The 22,696-nt window shown below is 71.4% G+C and carries 14 protein-coding genes and 1 pseudogene; 9 read left to right on the forward strand and 6 right to left on the reverse strand.

Annotation, left to right across the window (positions count from 1 at the left end; genetic code table 11):
* Window positions 1–109: 109 nt before the first annotated feature.
* Genes ABZ945_RS23555 through ABZ945_RS23570 form a run of 4 tightly spaced genes read left to right on the forward strand, consistent with a single transcriptional unit; the run spans window position 110 to window position 4,648 of the window.
* Window positions 110–1,972, forward strand: a complete 1,863-nt coding sequence (locus tag ABZ945_RS23555) for a hypothetical protein (protein ID WP_361272826.1) — start codon at window positions 110–112, stop codon at window positions 1,970–1,972.
* The gene (locus ABZ945_RS23560) at window positions 1,969–3,198 is read left to right on the forward strand and encodes a glycosyltransferase (RefSeq protein ID WP_361272829.1); all 1,230 of its coding nucleotides are present in this window, start codon (window positions 1,969–1,971) and stop codon (window positions 3,196–3,198) included. Before ABZ945_RS23555 ends, ABZ945_RS23560 begins: the two co-directional genes overlap by 4 nt.
* 26 nt (window positions 3,199–3,224) lie before the next feature.
* Window positions 3,225–4,070, forward strand: coding sequence for a glycosyltransferase family 2 protein (locus ABZ945_RS23565; RefSeq protein ID WP_361272831.1), 846 nt, complete (start codon window positions 3,225–3,227; stop codon window positions 4,068–4,070).
* Window positions 4,071–4,117: 47 nt separating this feature from the next.
* Entirely contained in the window at window positions 4,118–4,648 is a 531-nt protein-coding gene (locus ABZ945_RS23570) for an ATP-binding protein (protein ID WP_361272834.1), read from the forward strand.
* A 195-nt stretch (window positions 4,649–4,843) separates the two neighbouring features.
* On the opposite strand, the gene ABZ945_RS23575 is transcribed toward ABZ945_RS23570, so the two are convergent.
* The 4 genes from ABZ945_RS23575 to metH form a co-directional block, all read right to left on the reverse strand.
* Window positions 4,844–6,436, reverse strand: coding sequence for an ABC transporter substrate-binding protein (locus tag ABZ945_RS23575; protein ID WP_361272836.1), 1,593 nt, complete (start codon window positions 6,434–6,436; stop codon window positions 4,844–4,846).
* 64 nt (window positions 6,437–6,500) lie between these two features.
* Complete coding sequence (locus ABZ945_RS23580) at window positions 6,501–8,099, reverse strand: ABC transporter substrate-binding protein (protein ID WP_361272839.1); 1,599 nt, start codon at window positions 8,097–8,099, stop codon at window positions 6,501–6,503.
* A gap of 531 nt (window positions 8,100–8,630) precedes the next feature.
* Window positions 8,631–9,332, reverse strand: coding sequence for an HAD family phosphatase (locus tag ABZ945_RS23585; RefSeq protein WP_361272841.1), 702 nt, complete (start codon window positions 9,330–9,332; stop codon window positions 8,631–8,633).
* Between the two features lie 228 nt (window positions 9,333–9,560).
* Complete coding sequence (gene metH, locus ABZ945_RS23590; protein WP_361272845.1) at window positions 9,561–13,097, reverse strand: methionine synthase; 3,537 nt, start codon at window positions 13,095–13,097, stop codon at window positions 9,561–9,563.
* A 239-nt stretch (window positions 13,098–13,336) separates the two neighbouring features.
* Here metH and ABZ945_RS23595 point away from each other — a divergent pair, with 239 nt between their 5' ends.
* Window positions 13,337–14,101 (forward strand): IclR family transcriptional regulator, encoded by a 765-nt coding sequence (locus tag ABZ945_RS23595; RefSeq protein WP_361272847.1) that lies wholly within the window; start codon window positions 13,337–13,339, stop codon window positions 14,099–14,101.
* A gap of 518 nt (window positions 14,102–14,619) precedes the next feature.
* On the opposite strand, the gene ABZ945_RS23600 is transcribed toward ABZ945_RS23595, so the two are convergent.
* Window positions 14,620–15,108 (reverse strand): VOC family protein, encoded by a 489-nt coding sequence (locus tag ABZ945_RS23600; RefSeq protein WP_361272850.1) that lies wholly within the window; start codon window positions 15,106–15,108, stop codon window positions 14,620–14,622.
* 369 nt (window positions 15,109–15,477) lie between these two features.
* Here ABZ945_RS23600 and ABZ945_RS23605 point away from each other — a divergent pair, with 369 nt between their 5' ends.
* The 4 genes and pseudogenes from ABZ945_RS23605 to ABZ945_RS23620 all read left to right on the forward strand — a co-directional run.
* Window positions 15,478–16,272, forward strand: a complete 795-nt coding sequence (locus ABZ945_RS23605; RefSeq protein ID WP_361272852.1) for an MIP/aquaporin family protein — start codon at window positions 15,478–15,480, stop codon at window positions 16,270–16,272.
* Between the two features lie 102 nt (window positions 16,273–16,374).
* A complete protein-coding gene (gene glpK, locus ABZ945_RS23610; protein WP_361272855.1) occupies window positions 16,375–17,904 on the forward strand; it encodes a glycerol kinase GlpK in 1,530 nt (509 codons plus the stop codon).
* A 17-nt stretch (window positions 17,905–17,921) separates the two neighbouring features.
* A complete protein-coding gene (locus ABZ945_RS23615; RefSeq protein WP_361272857.1) occupies window positions 17,922–19,532 on the forward strand; it encodes a glycerol-3-phosphate dehydrogenase/oxidase in 1,611 nt (536 codons plus the stop codon).
* A 329-nt stretch (window positions 19,533–19,861) separates the two neighbouring features.
* A pseudogene (locus ABZ945_RS23620) lies at window positions 19,862–20,701 on the forward strand (PAC2 family protein); the annotation flags it as partial.
* Between the two features lie 742 nt (window positions 20,702–21,443).
* Here ABZ945_RS23620 and mshC read toward each other — a convergent pair.
* Window positions 21,444–22,673 carry a cysteine--1-D-myo-inosityl 2-amino-2-deoxy-alpha-D-glucopyranoside ligase gene (gene mshC, locus ABZ945_RS23625; protein WP_361272859.1) on the reverse strand — a complete coding sequence of 410 codons (1,230 nt, stop codon included), beginning with the start codon at window positions 22,671–22,673 and terminating at the stop codon, window positions 21,444–21,446.
* Window positions 22,674–22,696 lie beyond the last annotated feature (23 nt).

A 22,696-nucleotide genomic window follows, 5' to 3' on the forward strand; every position in this document is an offset into this window, starting at 1 on the left:
GCCGTGAGTGATGCCAGTTCATCATCCCGTCACGGGCCATGTCGCCGCTTTCCTTCCCTCAGCGACCCGGATCGACGCGCATCCGGGCTGATGAAGGAGGCGACGCGGCATGCGTGTGTTGTACCTACTGAACATCTCCAACCCCGACCGGCTGTCGGCGGATTCGGGATGGATCTTCGCGGATCTGCTGGCTCCGGCTCTGATCGACGCCGGCGCCGAGGTGACCGTCGCCGCTCCGGCCGCAGCCGGGGACGGTCGCTGCGGCTACCGCCAGACCAAGGTGCCAGGAACGAAGTACCGGGCCCGGTTCTCGACCGACATCGACGAACTGGTGGCGTTGATCCGAGCTGAGCGACCGGACGTGGTCGTGGCCAACCAGATCGAGGAGGCCCCGGCGATCCGTACGGCCCTGCTGGAGGCCGCATCGGACGCCCTGCTGGCGGGCTACTGCCACTACCTGCCGTTCTCGTTCGCCGAGGACCGGCTCCTCCTGGACTCGTCCTTGGACGACGCGGGACTGGGCAGGCCGGTGCTGCTGGCATTCGCGGCCGGCCTGGCGGCGTGCGACCGGGTGATGGTCCACATCCCCACGGCCGCCTCATGGGTATCGGCCGCAGCCGCCCGGATGACCGTGGACCTGGATGACCGGTTGCGGATCGTGCCCGCTCCCCGCGACGAGCGTCTGGTCCGCGATCCGGCCGTCGCTCCGCCGGTCACCGGATCCGAGGGGGCGATCGGCATCTACAACCACCGGCTCTACGCGCACTACGGGACGGGACAGTTCGTGGACCTGGCCGGCGACCTCGTGGCTTCCGGTACGGTGCGGCTGCGCGTGATGGACCTGTTCGGCCAGCGTCGAGCCGAACGCACAAGCCTCGACGGCAGTCCGGAGAGGATGCGTGACCAGCTTGCCGCGCTGCCTCACGTGCAGGTCGTCTCCGACCGCGGTGACCGCGTCCGCTACCGGAACCTGCTGGCCGGTGCCCGCTTCGGTATCGCACCGTTCCGGCCGGGCTGCCCTTGGTCGATGAGCGTCATCGACTGTCAGGGCATGGGCCTGCCGGTCATCTCGCCCCGGCTCGGCTGGCTCGCAGAGCACATCGACCCAGAGCTGTGCTTCGGCACATCGGCTGAGGCCGTCGCCTTGGCCGAGCGCCTTGCCACGGACGACGAGTTTCACGCCGTGCACGCCAAGCGGGCCCACGCCTCCACCACCGAGTTCGCCCCCGACCGGATCGCCCCCCCCCCGCTATCTGGAGGCCGTCTCGTGACCGGCTTCGACGCCGTCCTCCTCTCGTACGACGAGCCGATGGCCAACTCCCTGCACTCCCGGCTCCAGCGCACCCTGGGCGGCACCGTCAAGCGCCTGCACGGCGTGCAGGGGATGCGCCGGGCCTACCGGCTGTGCGCCGAACTCGTCGACCGCGAGCAGTTCCTGCTCGCCGACGGTGACTTCGCCATCGACACCGACTTCGATGTGGCCGCCGTTGAACCGCTGGACGAGGGCGTGTCCATGCGGGTGTGGCGGGTGGTCAACCCGGTCAACGGTCTGACCTACGGTTACGGCGGACTGAAGCTGATCCGCTGTAGTGCCCTCCGGGAGATGGGCGAGGCCGTGGACGTGCTCGCGGCACTGCCCGGCCGGATCGAGTTCGCCCGGGACAAGGCGGGGATCACGCGGTTCAACCAGAGCCCCTTCCACTCCTGGAAGGCGGGCTTCCGTGAGTGCGCGATGCTCTCCCGTGGCAGCGAGTACGGGATGGCCGACGACGAAGCCCGCCAGCGGATTCAAGCATGGACGACGAGCCGCAACGGCGAGTTCGCCGCCTACGCCGCTGCCGGGGCCCGGGAGGGCGTCGCCTTCGCCGGCGAGGCCGCCCGCGACTCGCAACGGTTCGACCACCTCAACGACCCCGCCTGGCTGTGGAAGCGGTTCACCTCCGCTCATGGAGACCAGGCGGTGGCGGGGTGACCGGTCCGCTGGTGCTCATCGAGCCGTACGCGAACCGCCTGGGCGGGCACCACCAGCGCACGCTGGTGGCTCTTGCCCAGGCCCGGCCCGGCAGCCTGGTCATCGCTCCGCGCGGGATCGCCTCCGAGTCGGTCCACGCCCTGCGCGAGGCGGGCGCCCGGCTACTCACCGGACCCGACGGGTGGGCGGGGAGCGTCCTGCTGGCCACCGCTCGGATGGCGGCCGCCTTCGCCGCGATCGGACAGCGTCTGTTCCGGTCGCGTCGCTGGCCACGCCGACTACGGCGGCTGCCGCACCAGATCGCCCTCCTCGCCCGTTGTCTCACCGAGGGGTCCGCGCTGCGGGCCGCCCGCCGGCTGGAGCCCGACGCCAACGCGGTGGTCATCCTGACCGCGAGCGAGGCGCTGCACGGGGCCGCCGCCCTCCTGGGCGGTCAACCGCACCTGCGGTTCGTCCACGAGCTGGTCACCACCGAGGATGCTGTCCTACGGCTGCTTGGCCGGCTCGCCCGTCGAGGCGAGGGGCGGGTGGTCGCGGTGTATCCAACGCGGGCCATCGCCGACCAGTTTGCCGCGGCCTTTCCTGAGTTGCCCGCGGTGGTCGGCTGCTTCGCGGTGGACGGCGGCCGCCGCCTGTCCGCTGCTGAGCGCGAGGGCGGCCGGGCCGCGTTCGACATTCCGGCCGCCGAGGCCGTGGTCTGCCTGGTGGGTGGTTGGTGGCCCTACAAGGACATCACCGTCATCGACGCGGCCCTGGCCAGGCTGAAGAAGCTCCTGAACCTCGTGGTCACCGGCTCCCCGCTCGACGAAACCGTCCTGGAGCGGTGGCGGGCCCTGCCCCGCCTCCGGGTGCATGCCATCCCGGGCCCGGTCAGCGAGGCCGCGCTGCGGCTGGTGTACGCCGCCGCTGACGCCACCCTCGTCAGCCGCCACGCGGGGACAGGTAAGGAATCCGGGCTCGTGATGGACGCCGCTGGTCTCGGCGTCCCCCTGATCGTCTCCGAACACGACGGCGCTCTCACCGACCGCCTCAGGGACCGGCCCTGGGCCTTGACCTTTCCCGCCGGTGACCCGGCCGCTCTCGCCGATGCCCTGCACAGCGCCATCCGCCGGCCCCTCCCACTGCCGGGTCCCGAAGCCCCCGAACTGCTGGGGATGCGGTCGGCCGCCGGACAGGCCGACTTCCTCTCCAGAACCTTCTCCGGCTTGCGTAGGAAGGAGTCCTGAATGCCCTGCCCCACCTGCCTCCCACCTTGATCGCCGTCGTAGGACCTGTCGAGCCGCCGTTGCTGGCCGCCTGGGTCCGCCATTACCGGTGTCTGGGTGTCGAGCGGTTCCTGATCGCCTTCCACTTCCCCGACCACGTTTCCGACGTCCGACGACACGAGCTCCAAGCCGCCGCCCGTGAGTTGGGCATCATCCCCAGCGGCACCAGCACCGGACCGTGGCACGAACACACCAACACCGAGCTTCGAGACTCACTGCGGCATCGGGCCGGACCCGGTTGGCACCTACTCGCGGATGTCGATGAGTTCCAGCAGTACCCCGCCCCACTCGGCGAGGTGATCACCCAGGCCGACGAGTCCGGCCACCACGTGGTCGGCGGGTTGATGCTCGACCGCGTCGCCGGGAGCGGACGCCTGACCACCTGGCACCCCGAAGGCGGACTCGACACCGCCTATCCTCTCGGCGGCCATCTCACCCACCGACTACTGCGCGGAGATCCCCGAAAGATCGTGCTCGCCCGTCACAACGTGGCCGTGGCCTCCGGCAACCACCGCTCCCCCAGCCACCGGCCCGACGCCGACCGCCTCTGCGCCGTCCACCACTTCAAGTGGCGTTCGGGCATCCTGGACGACCTCCGCCGCCGGATCCAGCACTTCTCCTCGGGTACCTGGGAGGAGCACACGCCGGCCGTCCGCGATGAGGCGGGCCGCTTGCTGGCACACGTCGGCAGGCACGGTGGCACGATCAACGTCAGCGACCCGCGGTTCGCTTTCCGCCGAGTGAGCCTGGACCGGATGCCCTTCGACTGGCCCGCCGAGGCCCGGAGCATCTACACCACCTGGCGGCCACAGGCCCACAGCGGCCAGGACTGAGACACTTCCCGATACTCGCGCAGCCTCGTCGTGGAAGGGATGGCCACGTGCCCCTCGCCGTTCTCCTGGCCGGTCTGACCGGATCCGGGAAGACCACGGTCGCCCAAGCTCTGGCCGGCCACGGCTTCACCCGGCTGTCCGTCGATGAGGAGGTGCACCGCCTCCATGGTCGCTACGGCGTGGACTACGCCGAACACACTTACTTCGAGCGTGAGCGGCCCGTGGTCGAGATGGTCCGGCACCGGTTCGTCAGCGAGATCGAGGCCGGGAACGACGTCGTCCTGGACCACGGGCTGTGGCGCCGCACCGAACGAGACGCCTGGCGGCAGGCCGCCCGAGAGGCTGGCGGCCATCCCCTGGTCGTGTACCTCCCCGCCGACCGCGCCGAGTTGCTGCGGCGCCTGGCCGAGCGCAACCAGCGTGAGGACGCCAACGCCCTCATGGTCACCCCCGAGGCCCTCGATGATTTCTTCGCCCGCTTCGACCCACCGGGAGAGGGCGAGGAAGTGATCGTGTACACGGGAGACCTCGATGCGCTCCTCGCAGGGCTGGTGGCGGCCAGACGTCAGCAGGGCTGAGCGTTTCACTGCTGCGCTCCCGCGCTCATCGACCAGTGGCGCGAGAGTCAAGCAGACGCAACTGATCCTCAGGCAGGGCAGGCATCCACCGTCATCACGTGGCGGATGAACGAGGAGCCGAACGCGCCGAGGGGCGCCCCCCTTGGCGGAGGGCGCCCCTTGGGCATGTAGCGGGTCAGGCCACCCAGGCGAAGGTCAGGCCTTCTTGATCTCCCAGAAGCGGAAGACGGTGGAGGCGTCCAGGGTCCATTCCAGGCCGGTGACGCCGTCGCGGGCGACGGCGTACTGCTTGCCCTGCCAGAGGGGGAGGATGGGGACCTCTTCGGCGACCAGGTCCTGGAGCTTGCCGAAGTCCTCTTCGGTGGCGGTGCGCTCGGCGGTGGCGGAGGTGCGCGGGACGAGGGTCTCGCTGATCTTCTTGTTGTGGTAGCGGTTGTCGAGGACGTTGCCCTCGCCGAAGAACGGCTGGGTGAAGTTGTCCGGGTCCGGGTAGTCGGGGACCCAGCCCTTGACGTAGACGCCGTACTTACCGGCCTTGATGTCCTTCTCGTACTGGTCGATCTCCACCGACTTCACGTCGGCCTCGAACAGCCCGCTGTCGTTGAGCTGGTCGGCGATGGCCCGGAACTCCTCGTCAGTGGAGGGGCCGTAGCGGCTGGGGGTGGACCAGAGGGTCAGCTTGACCTTGTTGGAGGGGCCGTAGCCGGCGGAGTCCAGGACGGCCTTGGCCTTGTCGGGCTGCGGCTGGGCGCCGTAGGCGTCGACGAAGGCGGTGTTGTGGCCGGCGATGCCCGCGGGGATGATCGAGTAGAGCGGGGTGGCGGTGGAGCGGTAGATGTGCTGGACGAGGGCGTCGCGGTCGACCAGGTAGGCGATGGCCTTGCGCACCTCGGCCTTGCCGGCGATGGGGTCGGCCATGTTGAAGACCAGGTGCTGGACCTCGGCGCTGGAGCCCTCGACGACCTCGATGCCCTTGTCCGGGGTGGCGGTGGAGGCCTGCATGGCGGCGATCTCGGAGGCGGCGAGGCCTCGGTAGGCGATGTCCACCTCGCTCTTCTCCAGCGCCTTGCCGAGGGCCTTGCGGTCGCCGTTGTAGAACTTCAGGGTGACGCCGGCGTTCTTGACCTCGGCGGTGCCCTTGTAGCTCGGGTTGGGCGAGAAGACCGCCTGGGTGTCGTCGATGGAGTCCAGCTTGTACGGGCCGGAGCCGACGGCCTGCTTGTCGTCGCGCAGCTTCCCCTCCGCGTAGGAGCGGTGGTCGACTATGGAGCCGGCGCCGGAGGCGATCTTGCTGGGGAAGGTGGCGTCCGGCACCTTGAGGCGGAAGACGACGTTCTTGTCGTCGGGGGTCTCGATGGTGTCGATGGCCGAGAGCAGCGGGGCCGGGCCGTTGGCGTCGTCGATCTTCAGGGCGCGCTCGAAGGAGAACTTGACGTCCTTCGCGGTGAGGCTATTGCCGTTGCTGAAGGTCAGCCCGTCGCGCAGGGTGCAGCGGTACACCTTGCTGCCGCCCTCGAAGCCGCACTTCTCGGCGGCCTCGGGCTGGGGCACGGAGGCGCCCTTGGGGAAGCTCAGCAGGGACTGGAAGACGTTGTTGAACAGCAGCCAGGAGCCGGGGTCGTAGCCGGCGGCCGGGTCGGTGGCCAGCACCTTGTCGGACATGCCGACGACCACGGAGCCTTCGCCGCCGCCGGCGCCGCCGCCGTCCTCGGTGCCGCAGCCGCTCAGCAGGGCGGCGGCCAGGCCGGCGGCGAGCGGGGCGGTCAGCCACTTGTTGTGTGCCTTCACAGGAACCTTGCCTTGTTGATCTTGAATCCGGTCGGGCCCGTGTGCCCGGCCGGGTACAGCAGGGTCAGGCGTTGCCCCGGCCCAGCTCCCAGAGCTGGAGGTCCGAGGAGGTGTTCAGCGCCCACTCGACGCCGGTCAGCCCGTCGCGGGCGGCGACGTACTGCTTGCCCTGCCACAGCGGCAGCACGGGGACGTCGTCGGCGACGATGTCCTGGATCTGCTCGAAGGCGGGGGTGGCGGCGGTGCGGTCGGCGGCACGCCGGGACTCGGGGATGAGCCGTCCGCGTGCCGTGTCGCTGACGTAGGAGGTGCCGAGGAAGTTGTCGGCGTCGAGGAAGGGGGCGACGTAGTTGTCCGGGTCCGGGAAGTCGGGGAACCAGCCGAGCCCGTAGACCGGGTAGTCGCCGCGCTTCTGGGCGGGGCGGAACTCCGACCACTTGGCGCCCTCGATGCGCGCCTGGAACAGCCCGGTGGCGTTCAGCTGGTCGCGCAGCGCCTCGAACTCCGCCTTGGTGCCGGAGCCGTAGTGGTCGGTGGTGTAGTGCAGGGTGAGGGCGACCGGGGCGGTGACCCCGGCGTCCTTCAGGATCTTCTGCGCCTTGGTGCGGCTGGGCTCGCCGTACTTGTTGAGGAAGGAGTTGGTGTGGGTGGCGATGGAGGACGGGATCAGCGAGTAGAGCGGCGTGGCGGTGGACCCGTACACCCCGCCGGCGATCTGCCCTCGGTCGACCACGGCGGCCATGGCCTGGCGCACCGCCTTGTCCTTCGCCGAGCCGGCCTTGGTGTTGAAGCCGAGGTAGCGGATCTCCAGGCCGGGAACCTCGGTGATCTCGATGCCCTGGGCGGGCTTGTCGGTGAGGTCCTTGATCTGCTCCGGGGACATGGTCCGGGTCATCATGTCGATCTCGCCGGCCTTCAGCGCCTCGCCCATCGCCTCGGCGCTGTCGAAGGAGCGCAGCTCGACGCGCTCGTTGCGGAGCTTGATATCGCCCTTGTAGTGCTCGTTCTTGGTGAAGACCACCTTGGTGGCCTGATCGCCGCTGACCGTGGGCTGCATGGTGTACGGGCCGGAGCCGTCGACCTGGAAGCCGTCGCGGAGCTTCTTCCCGTCGTAGGCGTCCTTGCTGAGGATGCCGGCGACGGGGGTGGAGAGCTTGTACGGGAAGGTGGCGTCGGGGCCCTTGAGCTGGAAGACGACCTCGTCCTCGCCCTTGGTCTCGATGGTGTCGATGCCCGAGAGCAGCCCGGCCGCGCCGTTGTCGGAGTCGATGGCCAGCGCCCGCTCGATGGAGAACTTCACGTCCTCGGCGGTGATCGGCGTACCGTCCGAGAAGGCCAGGTCGGAGCGGAGGGTGCAGCGGTAGCTCTCGCTGGTCCGGTCGGTGAAGGTGCACTGGGAGGCGGCCTCGGGCACCGGGACACCGCCGCCGCGCGGCACGTGCATCAGGGTCTGGACGGTCTGGCGGAGCACGTTCCACACGCCGGTGTCATAGGCGAACGCCGGGTCGAAGGGGGCGGAGGCGTCCTTCGTCGCGGTGAACTGGTCCGTGGTGCCGACGACGATGGTGCCGTCCCCCGAGGCGCTGCCGGTGCTGCCGCAGGCGACGAGCACGGGGGCGAGCAGGCCGAGTAGGGCCGGCAGCACCAGGGTCTTGCGGTTCATGGGGGACGTTCTCCTCATCCGGCACGCGGTACGGCGGTGTTCTCACCTCGCCGCGCCGCCCGGTGGGGCGGGGCGATCGGCCGGGGGCCGGGCACAGGCGATCGTTCCGGTGCCCCCGCGGGCCTGGTGGGCCGTGCGGGGAGGGGAGGTCTGCGGCGAAGTCCTGGAGCAGAGAGTAGTGGGATACGCCACGGGTCCTGGACGCCGGCCGGGAGCGGTGGCACCGGACAGTGATGAGGGATGCGGTCGGTTCGATTGCTATGCAGCGGAATGATTCGCGCATCGGATGATCAAACGGGACAGATGGGTGAGGGTCGCGTGTGCCGTTTACGGGCAGGTGGGGCGTTCTTCACCTTCCGGTAGCGACACGCTGGGTGACGAAACTCACGCGGGGGAGGGAAGGGGCAGAGAGGGGGCGGGTACGGGCGGTCACGGAGGACGTCCGGCCGGTGCCGGTGGGTGGGAGTGCGGGGGTACGGGCGCGGGCCCGTACGGGGAGGTGTACGGGCCCGGGGGTGCCGGCGGCGGGTGCTAGTTGAGGCTGGTGATGAGGGAGCGGAGGAAGCCGAGGTCGACCTCCTCCAGCGAGCCGACCACGACCCGTCCGGTGGCGGGGGCGATCGGGGCGACGGAGGGGACGGCGACGACCCGGCAGCCGGCGGCCTCGGCGGAGGCGACCCCGGTCGCGGTGTCCTCGATGACGGCGCAGCGCAGCGGGTCGGCGCCGACGCCACGGGCGGCCAGCAGATAGGGGTCCGGGTGGGGCTTGGTGCGCGCCACCTCGTCGCCGGCCACGGTGAGGGTGAAGCGGTCGCGGCCGACCGAGCGCAGCACGGTGTCGATCACCCGGCGGTGCGAGGCGGAGACCAGCGCGGTGGGCACCTGGTGCGCGGCCAGCTCGGTCAGCAGGCGCTCGGCGCCGGGCATCATCGGCACCCCGCGGGCGATGCGCTGCTCGAAGCGGTCGTTGAGCAGCACGGACAGCTCGGGCAGGGTGATCCGGGCGCCGGTGGCCTCGATGAGGTATCCGGCGCTGCGGCTCATCGGGCCGCCGACCACCACGTCCCGCCAGGCCTCGTCCAGCTCATGGCCGAGCTCGGCGAAGACCTCGACCTCCGCGTCCCACCAGAAGCCCTCGGTGTCGACGAGCGTGCCGTCCATGTCGAGGAAGACCGCCTGGAGGGCGGAGCCCTCCGCCGTACGGGTCAGGGACGCGGGGACCGTGCTGGTCATCCGGCACACCTCCATCGGGGGTCGTTCGGGGGACGTTCGGGGACGTCGGGGCATTCGGGGCCGGTCGGGGGACGAGAAGGCCGGCCGCCTTTCCCGAAAGGGGCCGCGCGGGGCGGACCCGTACGGCTCCCGGGGGAAGAGCGACCGACCTGTACTGGACCGACCAGTGTACGTCGTGTGCGGTTCGTACGCCCTCGATATCCCGCGCAGGACTCAGCGGGGCAGGACTCAGCGGGCGTTGAAGTACTTGGCCTCGGGGTGGTGGATGACGATGGCGTCGGTGGACTGCTCGGGGTGCAGCTGGAACTCCTCGGAGAGGTGGACCCCGATCCGCTCCGGCTGGAGCAGGTCGGCGATCTTGGCCCGGTCCTCCAGGTCGGGGCAGGCCCCGTAGCCCAGCGAGAAGCGCGCGCCCCGGTACTTCAGGGCGAACATGTCCTCCACGTCCGCCGGGTCCTCCTTGCCGAAGCCGAGTTCGGCGCGGACCCGGGCGTGCCAGTACTCGGCCAGCGCCTCGGCGAGCTGGACGGAGAGCCCGTGCAGCTCCAGGTAGTCCCGGTAGGAGTCGGCGGCGAACAGCTCGGCCGTGGCCTCGCCGATCTTCGAGCCGACGGTGACGACCTGGAGGCCGACCACATCGGTCTCGCCGGACTCCTCGGGGCGGAAGAAGTCGGCCAGGCAGAGCCGCCGGCCGCGCCGCTGGCGGGGGAAGGTGAAGCGGGTGCGCTCGTTGCCCGCCTCGTCCAGCAGGATCAGGTCCTCGCCCTTGGAGACGCACGGGAAGTAGCCGTGGATCACGGCCGCCTCCAGCAGGTTCTCGGTGTGCAGCCGCTCCAGCCAGCCGCGCAGCCGGGGCCGGCCCTCGGACTCCACCAGCTCCTCGTAGGAGGGGCCGTCCCCGGCGCGGTTCTGCTTCAGGCCCCACTGGCCCTTGAAGAGCGCGCCCTCGTCCAGCCAGGAGGCGTAGTCCTTCAGCGGGATGCCCTTGGCGACCCGGGTGCCCCAGAACGGCGGCTCGGGGATCGGATTGTCGGTGGCGGTGTCGGAGCGGACGCCGGTCTCCGGCTCGCGCTCCTCCACCAGCACACCGCCCCCGGCGGAGGCCTTGACCCGGCGCTGCTTCAGCTCGGGCAGGCTCGCCCCGGGCACTCCGCGCTTGACGGCGATCAGGGCGTCCATCAGCCGCAGGCCCTCGAAGGCGTCCCGGGCGTAGCGGACCTCGCCCTGGTAGATCTCGTGCAGGTCCTGCTCGACATAGGCGCGGGTGAGGGCGGCGCCGCCGAGGATCACCGGGTACCGGGCGGCCAGCTCGCGCTGGTTCAGCTCCTCCAGGTTCTCCTTCATGATCACCGTGGACTTCACCAGCAGCCCGGACATGCCGATGACGTCGGCGCGGTGCTCCTCGGCGGCGTCCAGGATGGCCGAGACCGGCTGCTTGATGCCGAGGTTGACCACGTTGTAGCCGTTGTTGGAGAGGATGATGTCGACGAGGTTCTTGCCGATGTCGTGGACGTCGCCGCGGACGGTGGCCAGCACGATGGTGCCCTTGCCCTCGTCGTCGGACTTCTCCATGTGCGGTTCCAGGTAGGCCACCGCGGTCTTCATCACCTCGGCGGACTGGAGGACGAACGGCAGCTGCATCTGGCCGGAGCCGAACAGCTCGCCGACCACCTTCATGCCGTCGAGCAGGGTCTCGTTGACGATGTCCAGTGCCGGGCGCTCGGCGAGGGCCTCGTCCAGGTCGGCCTCCAGGCCGTTGCGCTCGCCGTCGATGATCCGCCGCTTCAGCCGCTCGTCCAGCGGCAGGGCCAGCAGTTCCTCGGCCTTTCCGGCCTTCATCGACTTGGTGTCGACGCCCTCGAAGAGCTCCAGCAGCTTCTGGAGGGGGTCGTAGCCCTCGGCGCGCTTGTCGTAGATCAGGTCGAGGGCGGTGGTGACCTGCTCGTCGTCGAAGCGGGCGATGGGCAGGATCTTGGAGGCGTGCACGATGGCGGAGTCCAGCCCGGCCTTGACGCACTCGTCCAGGAAGACGGAGTTGAGCAGGATCCGGGCGGCCGGGTTGAGGCCGAAGGAGATGTTGGACAGGCCGAGGGTGGTCTGCACGTCCGGGTGGCGGCGCTTGAGTTCGCGGATCGCCTCGATGGTGGCGATGCCGTCCTTGCGGGACTCCTCCTGGCCGGTGCAGATGGTGAAGGTCAGGCAGTCGACGAGGATGTCGGACTCGTGGATGCCCCAGTTGCCGGTGAGGTCCTCGATCAGCCGGTGGGCGATGGCGACCTTGTCCTCGACGGTCCGGGCCTGGCCGTTCTCGTCGATGGTGAGCGCGATCAGCGCGGCGCCGTGCTCCTGGGCGAGCCGGGTGACCTTGGCGAACCGGGAGTCGGGCGCGTCGCCGTCCTCGTAGTTCACCGAGTTGATCACCGCGCGGCCGCCCAGCTTCTCCAGACCGGCCTGGATGACGTCGACCTCGGTGGAGTCCAGCACGATCGGCAGGGTGGAGGCGGTGGCGAACCGGCCGGCCAGCTCGGCCATGTCGGCGACGCCGTCCCGGCCGACGTAGTCCACGCAGAGGTCGAGCATGTGCGCGCCCTCGCGGATCTGGTCGCGGGCCATCTCCACGCAGTCGTCCCAGCGGGCCTCCAGCATGGCCTCGCGGAACTTCTTGGAGCCGTTGGCGTTGGTCCGCTCGCCGATGGCCAGGTAGGAGGTGTCCTGGCGGAAGGGGACGGTCTGGTAGAGGGAGGCGGCGCCGGGCTCGGGGCGCGGGGTGCGCTCGCCCGGGGTGAGGTCGCGGACCCGCTCCACGACCTGGCGCAGATGCTCGGGGGTGGTGCCGCAGCAGCCGCCGACCAGCGACAGACCGTACTCGCGGACGAAGGACTCCTGGGCGTCGGCCAGCTCGGGGGCGGTCAGCGGGTAGTGCGCCCCGTTCTTGCCGAGCACCGGCAGGCCGGCGTTGGGCATGCAGGAGATCGGGATACGGGAGTGGCGGGCCAGATAGCGCAGGTGCTCGCTCATCTCGGCCGGGCCGGTGGCGCAGTTCAGCCCGATCATGTCGATGCCCAGCGGCTCCAGCGCGGTGAGCGCGGCGCCGATCTCGGAGCCGAGCAGCATGGTGCCGGTGGTCTCCACGGTGACGGAGACGATCAGCGGTACGTCGATCCCGGCGGCCTCCAGGCCCCGGCGGGCGCCGAGCACGGCGGCCTTGGTCTGCAGCAGGTCCTGGGTGGTCTCCACCAGCAGGGCGTCCGCGCCGCCGGCGACCAGGCCCTCGGCGTTCTGCTGGTAGGCGTCGCGCAGCACGGTGTACGGGGCGTGGCCCAGGGTGGGCAGCTTGGTGCCGGGGCCGATGGAGCCGAGCACCCAGCGGCCGCGGCCGTCCTTCGCGGTGAAGGAGTCGGCACTCTCCCGGGCGATACGGGCGCCCGCCTCGGAGAGCTCGAAGACCCGCTCGGGGATGTCGTACTCCCCCAGGGCCGCGTGGTTGGCGCCGAAGGTGTTGGTCTCCACGCAGTCCACGCCGACCGCGAAGTACTCCTCGTGCACCGAGCGCACGATGTCCGGCCGGGTCACGTTGAGCACCTCGTTGCAGCCTTCCAGCTGCTGGAAGTCCTCCATCGAGGGGTCCTGCGCCTGGAGCATGGTGCCCATGGCACCATCGGCCACCACGACACGGGTGGCGAGCGCCTCACGGAGGGCGGCGGCGCGGGACCTGGCGTCGGAATCCTGAGTGCTGTCGGCGGAAGGGGTCGGCAACGAGGCCATGGAAGGTACTCCCTGGGGTGCGACGGCTGTCGGCTTTGCGTCTTCGGCGGGCCCGTGGACGCACCGGGCCAGCCTAACCATGCGTCTGCCCCCATGGACATCGAGTTCACCTGCTGGACGCCGATGTCGGCGGACGGAGTGTGGGCACCGGGCGTGGAGGGGACTCTTCGCAGGTGGCCGGTGGTCGGCAACGGCCGATACTGTTCAGCATTGTCGAACCGTGGAAGAAGGGCCGGGCGATGCCGAAGAACATCCAGTCGCTTGAACGGGCGGCGGCGATGCTGCGTCTGCTCGCGGGCGGGGAGCGCAGACTCGGGCTGTCCGACATCGCCTCCTCGCTGGAGCTCGCCAAGGGCACCGCCCACGGCATCTTGCGCACCCTCCAGGCGGAGGGGTTCGTGGAGCAGGACCCCGCGTCCGGGCGCTACCAGCTGGGGGCGGAGCTGCTGCGGCTCGGCAACAGCTATCTGGACGTGCACGAGCTGCGCGCCCGGGCCCTGGTGTGGACCGACGACCTGGCCCGCTCCAGCGGGGAGAGCGTGCACCTGGGGGTGCTGCACCAGCAGGGCGTGCTGGTGGTGCACCACGTCTTCCGGCCGGACGACAGCCGCCAGGTGCTGGAGGTGGGTGCCATGCAGCCGCTGCACTCCACCGCGCTGGGCAAGGTGCTGTCGGCGTACGACCCGGTGGCGCACAGCGAGGTGGTGGAGGTGGAGCGGGAGGCGTTCACCCCGCGCACGGTGACCGCGCTGGCCGACTTCGAGCAGCTGCTCGACCTGATCCGGGCACGCGGCTGGGCGGCGGACGTGGAGGAGACCTGGGACGGGGTCGCCTCGGTGGCCGCGCCCATCCACGACCGGCGCCGGATGCCGGTGGGCGCGGTGGCCATCACCGGCGCGGTGGAGCGCATCTGCGAGGGCGGCGAACTCCGCTCCGGCCTGGTCGCCGCGGTACGCGACTGCGCCCGCGCGGTCTCCCGGGACCTGGGCGCGGGGCGGTTCTAGGGGGGCGCCTCTGCGGCAGCGGGGGCCGCCTGTGCGGCGGCGGATACCGGGGCCGCCTGTGCGGCGGCGGGCCCGGCGGCGGGCCGGGGGCCCTGACGGCGTACGGCAGCACGCGGCCCTGGGGCCCGTACCTCCGGAGCGTACGGGGACGGGTTCCGCGCCCACGAGGGCGTACGGGGACGGGGTCGGCAGCCCCGAAGGCGTACGGGAACGAGGTGCGCGCCCCCACGGCGTACCGGCCCCGGAGACGTACGGGCATGGGCGCGCGCCCCAGGACGTACGGCCTGAGGCCTGGCCGCACCGCCGGGCGTACGTACGCGGAGCCCGCACCCCTTAGGCGTACGAGCAGGGGTCCGCGCCCTACCGGACCCGGAGCCCGCACCCCCCGAAGGCGTACCAGCACAGGCGTACGCGACGGGGCCTGCCCCCGTAGGCGCGCACCCCCGCCCACTCCCTGGCGCCCCTCACCCACTTCCCGGCGCCCCGCCCGCGGCCCCCTCCCCCGGCGCCCCGCGCCGTTACGCCGCTTCCAGGGTCGCCACGTCGAGCTTGCGCATCTTGAGCATGGCGCGGAAGACGCGGGCGACGCGGGCCGGGTCGGGGTCGTCCAGGAGCTCGACGAGACGGGTCGGGACGATCTGCCAGGACAGGCCCCAGCGGTCCTTCAGCCAGCCGCAGACGCTCTCCTCGCCGCCGCCCGCCAGGAACCGGTCCCACAGCTCGTCCACCTCCTCCTGGGTGCCGCAGTCCACCGAGAGCGAGACCGCCTCGTTGAACCGGAACTCCGGGCCGCCGTTGAGGGCCATGTACTGGCGGCCGGCCAGGGTGAACTCGATGGTGAGGACGGAGCCGGGCTCGCCGGGGCCCTCCTCGGTGTAGCGGGTGACCTTCTGGACCTCGGAGTCCGGGAAGAGCGAGACGTAGAAGTCGACGGCCGCCTCGGCCTCGCCGTCGTACCAGAGGCAGGGGCGGATCTTCTCCATCGTGAACGGGGTCGCGCTGGTCATGGCGGTGCTCCTTGCTGCTCGGGCTCGGCCGCCCGCCGGGTGTGCGGGCCTTCGGGAGGGTGGACCGCCTCCCGGCACGGAACTCATCGGTGCCTCCGACCCGGTCTCCGGAGCCCCCGCACCGGGCAGGTCCGGCGCGGGCGGCGCATCATCGGTAACGAACGGGTTTCGGCTGGTCGAAGCCTTGACGTCACGTTTACGAGGGAGCAAAACTGCCGTTCATCGGTCGGCATTGTCGAACACCTACCGGCAATACGCGTTAGAGTGGGACAACGCCAGGAGGCCGGTTACCGCCCTCAGCCGAGGGCGCGGACCACCGGAGGGACCCGGGGTTCGCCTTCCCCTGGACGAAGGACAAAGGAGTCGCGGGTGTCCAGCTCCGACATCTTCATCGGCGAGACCATAGGGACCGCCATACTCATCCTGCTCGGCGGCGGAGTCTGCGCCGCCGTCACGCTCAAGAGCTCCAAGGCCCGCGGCGCGGGCTGGCTGGCGATCACCTTCGGGTGGGGCTTCGCGGTGCTCACCGCCGTCTACACCTCGGCTCCGCTCTCCGGCGCCCACCTCAACCCGGCGGTCACCGTCGGCATCGCCGTCAAGGACGGCGAGTGGGGGAACGTCCCGGTGTACTTCGCCGGGCAGCTGCTGGGCGCCATGATCGGCGCCGCGCTGGTCTGGGTGGCCTACTACGGGCAGTTCCGAGCCCACCTCACCGACCGGGAGATCATCGGGGACCTGGCGGACGAGCCCATCGAGGGGCCGCACGACACGACCGCCCGGCAGCCCGCCGGCCCGGTCCTCGGCATCTTCTCCACCGGGCCGGAGGTCCGGGTCGCCTGGCAGAACCTCGCCACCGAGGTCATCGGCACCGCGGTGCTGGTGCTCGCCGTGCTCACCCAGGGCCTCAACGACAGCGGCAAGGGCCTGGGCACCCTGGGCGCGCTGATCACCGCCCTGGTCGTGGTCGGCATCGGCCTCTCGCTCGGCGGCCCCACCGGGTACGCCATCAACCCGGCCCGCGACCTCGGCCCGCGCATCGTGCACGCCCTGCTGCCGCTGCCGAACAAGGGCGGCTCCGACTGGGGCTACGCCTGGATCCCGGTCGTCGGCCCCCTGGCGGGCGGCGCCCTCGCGGCGGGTATCTACTCCCTCGCCTTCGCGTAACGACGACCGCGGGACCGTATCCGGACTCGTATCCGTACGCGTACGGGTAGGGAAAGCGCCGAGCAGTTCGAGCCGTCCTTCCTCCTCACCACCGGAGCCATCGTGACCGACACACACACCACCGGCCCCTTCATCGCCGCCATCGACCAGGGCACCACCTCCTCCCGCTGCATCGTCTTCGACCGCGACGGGCGCATCGTCGCCGTCGACCAGAAGGAGCACGAGCAGATCTTCCCCAAGCCGGGCTGGGTGGAGCACGACGCCGCCGAGATCTGGACCAACGTCCAGGAGGTCGTGGCCGGCGCCATCGACAAGGCGGGCATCACCGCCGCCGACGTCAAGGCCATCGGCATCACCAACCAGCGCGAGACCACGCTGCTGTGGGACAAGAACACCGGTGAGCCCGTCCACAACGCCATCGTCTGGCAGGACACCCGCACCGACGCGCTCTGCAAGGAGCTCGGCCGCAACGTCGGGCAGGACCGCTTCCGCCGGGAGACCGGCCTGCCGCTGGCCTCCTACTTCGCCGGGCCCAAGGCCCGCTGGCTGCTCGACAACGTCGAGGGGCTGCGCGAGCGCGCCGAACGCGGCGACATCCTCTTCGGCACCATGGACTCCTGGGTCGTCTGGAACCTCACCGGCGGCACCGACGGCGGCGTCCACATCACCGACGTCACCAACGCCTCCCGCACCATGCTGATGAACCTGCACACCATGGAGTGGGACGACAAGATCGCCACCTCCATCGGCGTCCCGCTCGCCATGCTGCCGGAGATCCGCTCGTCCGCCGAGGTGTACGGGACCGTCAAGGGCGGCGTGCTGGACGGCGTCGCGGTCGCCTCCGCGCTCGGCGACCAGCAGGCGGCCCTGTTCGGCCAGACCTGTTTCGCCGAGGGCGAGGCCAAGTCCACGTACGGCACCGGCACCTTCATGCTGCTGAACACCGGCGACAAGATCATCAACTCCTACAGCGGGCTGGTGACCACGGTCGGCTACCAGATCGGCGACCAGGCCCCGGTGTACGCGCTGGAGGGCTCGATCGCGGTCACCGGCTCCCTGGTGCAGTGGATGCGCGACCAGATGGGCCTGATCAAGTCGGCCGCCGAGATCGAGACCCTGGCCTCCTCCGTCGAGGACAACGGCGGCGCCTACTTCGTGCCGGCCTTCTCCGGCCTGTTCGCCCCCTACTGGCGCTCCGACGCCCGCGGGGTGATCGCCGGACTCACCCGGTACGTCACCAAGGCGCACATCGCGCGCGCCGTGCTGGAGGCGACCGCCTGGCAGACCCGCGAGATCACCGACGCCATGACCAAGGACTCCGGCGTCGAGCTGTCCGCCCTCAAGGTGGACGGCGGCATGACCTCCAACAACCTGCTGATGCAGACCCTCTCGGACGTCCTGGACGCACCCGTGGTGCGCCCGATGGTCGCCGAGACCACCTGCCTCGGCGCCGCCTACGCCGCCGGCCTGGCCGTCGGCTTCTGGCCGGACACCGACGCCCTGCGCGCCAACTGGCGCCGGGCCGCCGAGTGGACCCCCCGCATGGACGCCGACAAGCGGGACCGCGAGTACAAGAGCTGGCTCAAGGCCGTGGAGCGCTCCATGGGCTGGCTGGACGACGAAGAGAAGTAGGAACGGGAGTTAGCGATATGACCACCCTGCAGAGCGTCCCCTCGCACGGGACGCACCCGGCCGCCGGTTCGCTGCCCGGTCGCGCCGAGACCCGGGAGCAGCTCGACAAGGCGACGTACGACCTCCTGGTGATCGGCGGCGGCATCCTGGGCATCTCCACCGCCTGGCACGCCGCGCAGTCCGGGCTGCGGGTGGCCCTGGTGGACGCCGGCGACTTCGCCGGCGCCACCTCCTCCGCCTCCTCCAAGCTCCTCCACGGCGGTCTGCGCTATCTGCAGACCGGCGCGGTGAAGCTGGTGGCGGAGAACCACTTCGAGCGCCGGGCGGTCTCCCGCCAGGTCGCCCCGCACCTGGCCAACCCGCTCACCTTCTACCTCCCGGTGTACAAGGGCGGCCCGCACGGCGCCGCCAAGCTCGGCGCGGGCGTCTTCGCCTACTCGGCGCTCTCCGCCTTCGGCGACGGCGTCGGCCATCTGCTCAGCCCCGCCAAGGCCGCGCAGGACGTGCCCGAGCTGCGCACCGAGAACCTCAAGGCCGTGGCCGTGTACGGCGACGACCAGATGAACGACGCCCGGATGGCGCTGATGACGGTCCGCGCCGCCGTCGCCTCCGGGGCCGTGGTGCTCAACCACGCAGAGGTCACCGGGCTGCGGTTCACCAATGGCCGGGTCACCGGCGCGGAGCTGCGGGACCGGATGGACGGCGCGGAGTTCGGCGTGAACGCCCGCCTCGTCCTCAACGCCACCGGTCCCTGGGTGGACCACCTGCGGAAGATGGAGGACCCGAACGCGGCCCCCTCCATCCGGCTCTCCAAGGGCGCCCACCTGGTGCTGAAGCGGACCTCCCCGTGGAAGGCCGCGCTCGCCACCCCGATCGACAAGTACCGGATCACCTTCGCCCTCCCCTGGGAGGACATGCTGCTGCTCGGCACCACCGACGAAGAGTACGAGGGCGACCCGGGCGAGGTCGCGGTCACCGAGAAGGACACCGCCCAGATCCTGGACGAGGCCGCCTTCTCGGTACGCGACCAGCAGCTCTCCCGCGACCTGATCACCTACGCCTTCGCGGGCCTGCGGGTGCTGCCCGGCGGCCCCGGGGACACCTCCAAGGCCAAGCGGGAGACGGTGGTCACCGAGGGCCGCGGCGGGATGCTGTCGGTGGCCGGCGGGAAGTGGACGACCTTCCGCCACATCGGCCGCACCGTGATGAACAAGCTCGCCGCCCTCCCCGGCCACCCGCTGGGCGAGGACATGGAGCCCATCTCCCACCTGCCGAAGAAGCTGCCGCTGCCGGGCATAGCCAACCCCAACGCGGTCGCCCACCGGCTGCTGGTGGACGGCGGCACGCCCGGCCCGCGGATGGCCGCCGACACCGCCCGGCACCTGGCCACCCACTACGGCTCGCTCGCCTTCGACATCGCGCGCCTGGCCCAGGAGAACCCGAAGCTGGCCGAGCGGGTCCACCCGGACGCGCCCGAGATCTGGGCGCAGGTCGCCTACGCCCGGGACCACGAGTGGGCCGCCACCGCGGACGACGTACTGCGCCGCCGGACCACGCTGACGATCCGCGGCCTGGCCACGGACGAGATCCGCGCCGGGGTCGAGTCGGTGCTCGGCGACCGGAACTGACGGACCGGCAGGAGTACGGGAAGCGGGACACGGCGCGGTGGGGCGGCTCCTTCGACGGAGTCGCCCCACCGCGTTTCCCGGGCCCCTCCCGCACGTCCCGGCGGGGGTTCGCGGCGGCCCTGGTGGGTAGTGGCTTGCGGTCGGCGCTCCGACCGCCCTTCCGGGCCCTCGTCAGCGGGTTCCGGGCAGGTTCCGGGCAGGTTCCGGGCAGGTTCCGGCAGGTGGGAATGGCCGGTGAAGTGCACCCGGACGGGTACGGGGGCTGCGGGCGGGCCCGCCGTTGCCCGTAAGGTTGGTTCGTACGTACGGAACTTCGGAAGGAGGCCTGGGTGATCGAGCTCGCGGGGGTTCCCGAGCTGATCGACCCGGTCATGGTGGCCGCGTTCGAAGGCTGGAACGACGCCGGCGACGCCGCCTCCACCGCGGTCGCGCACCTGGAGCGGGAGTGGAAGGGCGAGGTGTTCGCGGCCCTCGACGCCGAGGACTACTACGACTTCCAGGTCAACCGGCCCACGGTGTTCATGGAGGGCGGGGTGCGGAAGATCACCTGGCCCACCACCCGGCTGTCGGTGGTCCGCGTCGGCGGGGACAAGCCCCGCGACTTGGTGCTGGTCCGGGGCATCGAACCGTCCATGCGCTGGCGCTCGTTCTGCAACGAGATCCTGGGCTTCGCCCATGAGCTGGGCGTGGAGATGGTGGTGATCCTCGGCGCGCTGCTGGGCGACACCCCGCACACCCGTCCGGTGCCGGTCAGCGGGGCGACCTCCGACCCGCAACTGGCCCGCACCATGGACCTGGAGGAGACCCGCTACGAGGGTCCCACCGGCATCGTCGGTGTCCTCCAGGAGGCCTGCACCCACGCCGGGGTGCCGGCGGTGAGCCTGTGGGCGGCGGTCCCGCACTATGTGTCGCAGCCGCCCAACCCGAAGGCCACCCTGGCACTGCTGAACCGCCTCGAAGACCTCATCGACCTCCGTATCCCGCTCGGCGAACTGGCCGAGGACGCCCGGGCCTGGCAGGTCGGCGTCGACCAGCTGGCCTCGGAGGACAGCGAGGTCGCGGAGTATGTGCAGACCCTGGAGGAGGCCCGGGACACCGCCGAGCTCCCGGAGGCCTCCGGCGAGGCCATCGCCCGCGAGTTCGAGCGCTATCTGCGGCGCCGGGACGGGGGCGGGGCGGGGCACGCCACCGAGTCCGGTGACGCCGGCTATCTGCGCGACCCCTCCGGGGGCCGCGCCCGGCCGCCGAAGCCGAAGTCGCCGGAGCAGTCGCCGGAGCAGCAGCGGGACACGGAGCCGGCCGGCGAGGACGCCGGGGGCGCTGCCGAGGAGTCGGCGGAGGAGTCCGCGGAGGACACCCCCGAGGCCGGGACCGGCGAGACCGGGACCGCCGAGGCCGGGACCGGCGAGGACCAGGCCGACGAGCACGAGACCGGGGGCCAGGACGCGCCCCGGCGCCCGCGCGGCGGCCGGACCCGGCGCTCCACCCGCCGGACCGACCCGGAGCCGGAGACCGCCGAGGGCGGCCCGGACGGCGGGACGGCCGCGGACGCGGAGTCCGGCGGTGGCGCGACGGCTGACGGACCGGCGGCTGATCGACCGGTGGATGCGGGCGCGCACACGGACGCGGAGGCCGCCGAGCGGCCGAGCGGACGCAAGGCGCGTGGCACCAAGGGCACGGCCCGCAAGAGCAAGAGGGGCGACGCGCCCGGCGACCGGTCCAAGGACAGGGGCGAGGGCGAGGACGGCGACTCGTCCGAGGGGCGCGCGGAGGACTGAGCCGGGGGCCGGGCCGGAGGGCAGCACAGGCCCGGCGTACGGCGTTCGGATCGGTGACGGGCGTTCGGATCGGTGACGAGGAAGAGGGCGGCACCCGTCGGGGTTGCCGCCCTCTTCTCGTAGCATCCGCCTCTTACAGCGCCACGCCCAGCAGCGCGTCCACCGTGCGGGAGACCAGCCCGGGGGCGCTCTCGTCGGTGCCGCCCCCGGCCTGCTGGGCGGCGGCCCAGCGGTCCACCGCGGCGAGCGCGGCCGGCGAGTCGAGGTCGTCGGCGAGCGCCTCGCGGACCTCCTCCAGCAGGGCGTCGGCGGACGGCCCGTCGGGGCGGGAGACCGCGGCGCGCCAGCGGGCCAGCCGCTCCTCGGCGTCCCGCAGCACCTGGTCGGTCCACTCCCAGTCCGCCCGGTAGTGGTGGGCGAGCAGGGCGAGCCGGATGGCGGCCGGGTCGGTGCCCTGGCGGCGCAGGGTGGAGACGAAGACCAGGTTGCCCTTGGACTTGGACATCTTCTCGCCGTCCAGGGCGACCATGCCGGCGTGCACATACGTCGTGGCGAACGGGAACTCGCCGGTGAGCGCCTGCGCGTGCGAGGCGCCCATCTCGTGGTGCGGGAAGACCAGGTCGGAGCCGCCGCCCTGGACGTCGAAGCCCATGCCGAGGTGGTCCAGGGCGATGGCGACGCACTCGATGTGCCAACCGGGGCGGCCGGGGCCCAGGCTGGCGCCGTCCCAGCTGGGCTCGCCCTCACGGGCGGCCATCCACAGCATCGGGTCGAGCGGGTTCTTCTTGCCGGGGCGCTCGGGGTCGCCGCCGCGCTCGGCGGACAGCACCCGCATGGCCTCGGCGTCGTAGTGCGAGACCTCGCCGAAGTGCGGGTCGGACTCGACGGAGAAGTAGACGTCGCCGTCCAGCTCGTAGGCGGCGCCCGCGTCGCGGAGCCGCTCCACCAGCGGGACGATGCCGGGTATCGCCTCGACGGCGCCGATGTACTGCCGGGGCGGCAGCATCCGCAGGGCGGTCATGTCCTCGCGGAACAGCGCGGTCTCGCGCTCGGCCAGCACCGCCCAGTCGATGCCGTCGCGCACGGCCCGCTCCAGCAGCGGGTCGTCCACGTCGGTGACGTTCTGGACGTAGTGGACCTGCCGCTTGGTGTCCAGCCACACACGCTGTACGAGGTCGAACGCGTTGTAGGTCGCCGCGTGCCCCAGATGGGTGGCGTCGTACGGCGTGATACCGCAGACGTAGATACGGGCGACCGGACCGGGGGTGAGGGTCACTCGGCCGTCGGTCGCGGTGTCGTGGATCCGGAGGTCGCGGCCCTTGCCGGGCAGGGCGGGGACCTCGGAAGCGGGCCAGGCATGCATGCTCATGAGCCTAACCGGACGCG

Origin of the sequence: Streptomyces sp. NPDC046887 (assembly GCF_040644755.1) — a bacterium.
Classification (GTDB): Bacteria; Actinomycetota; Actinomycetes; order Streptomycetales; family Streptomycetaceae; genus Streptomyces; species Streptomyces lichenis.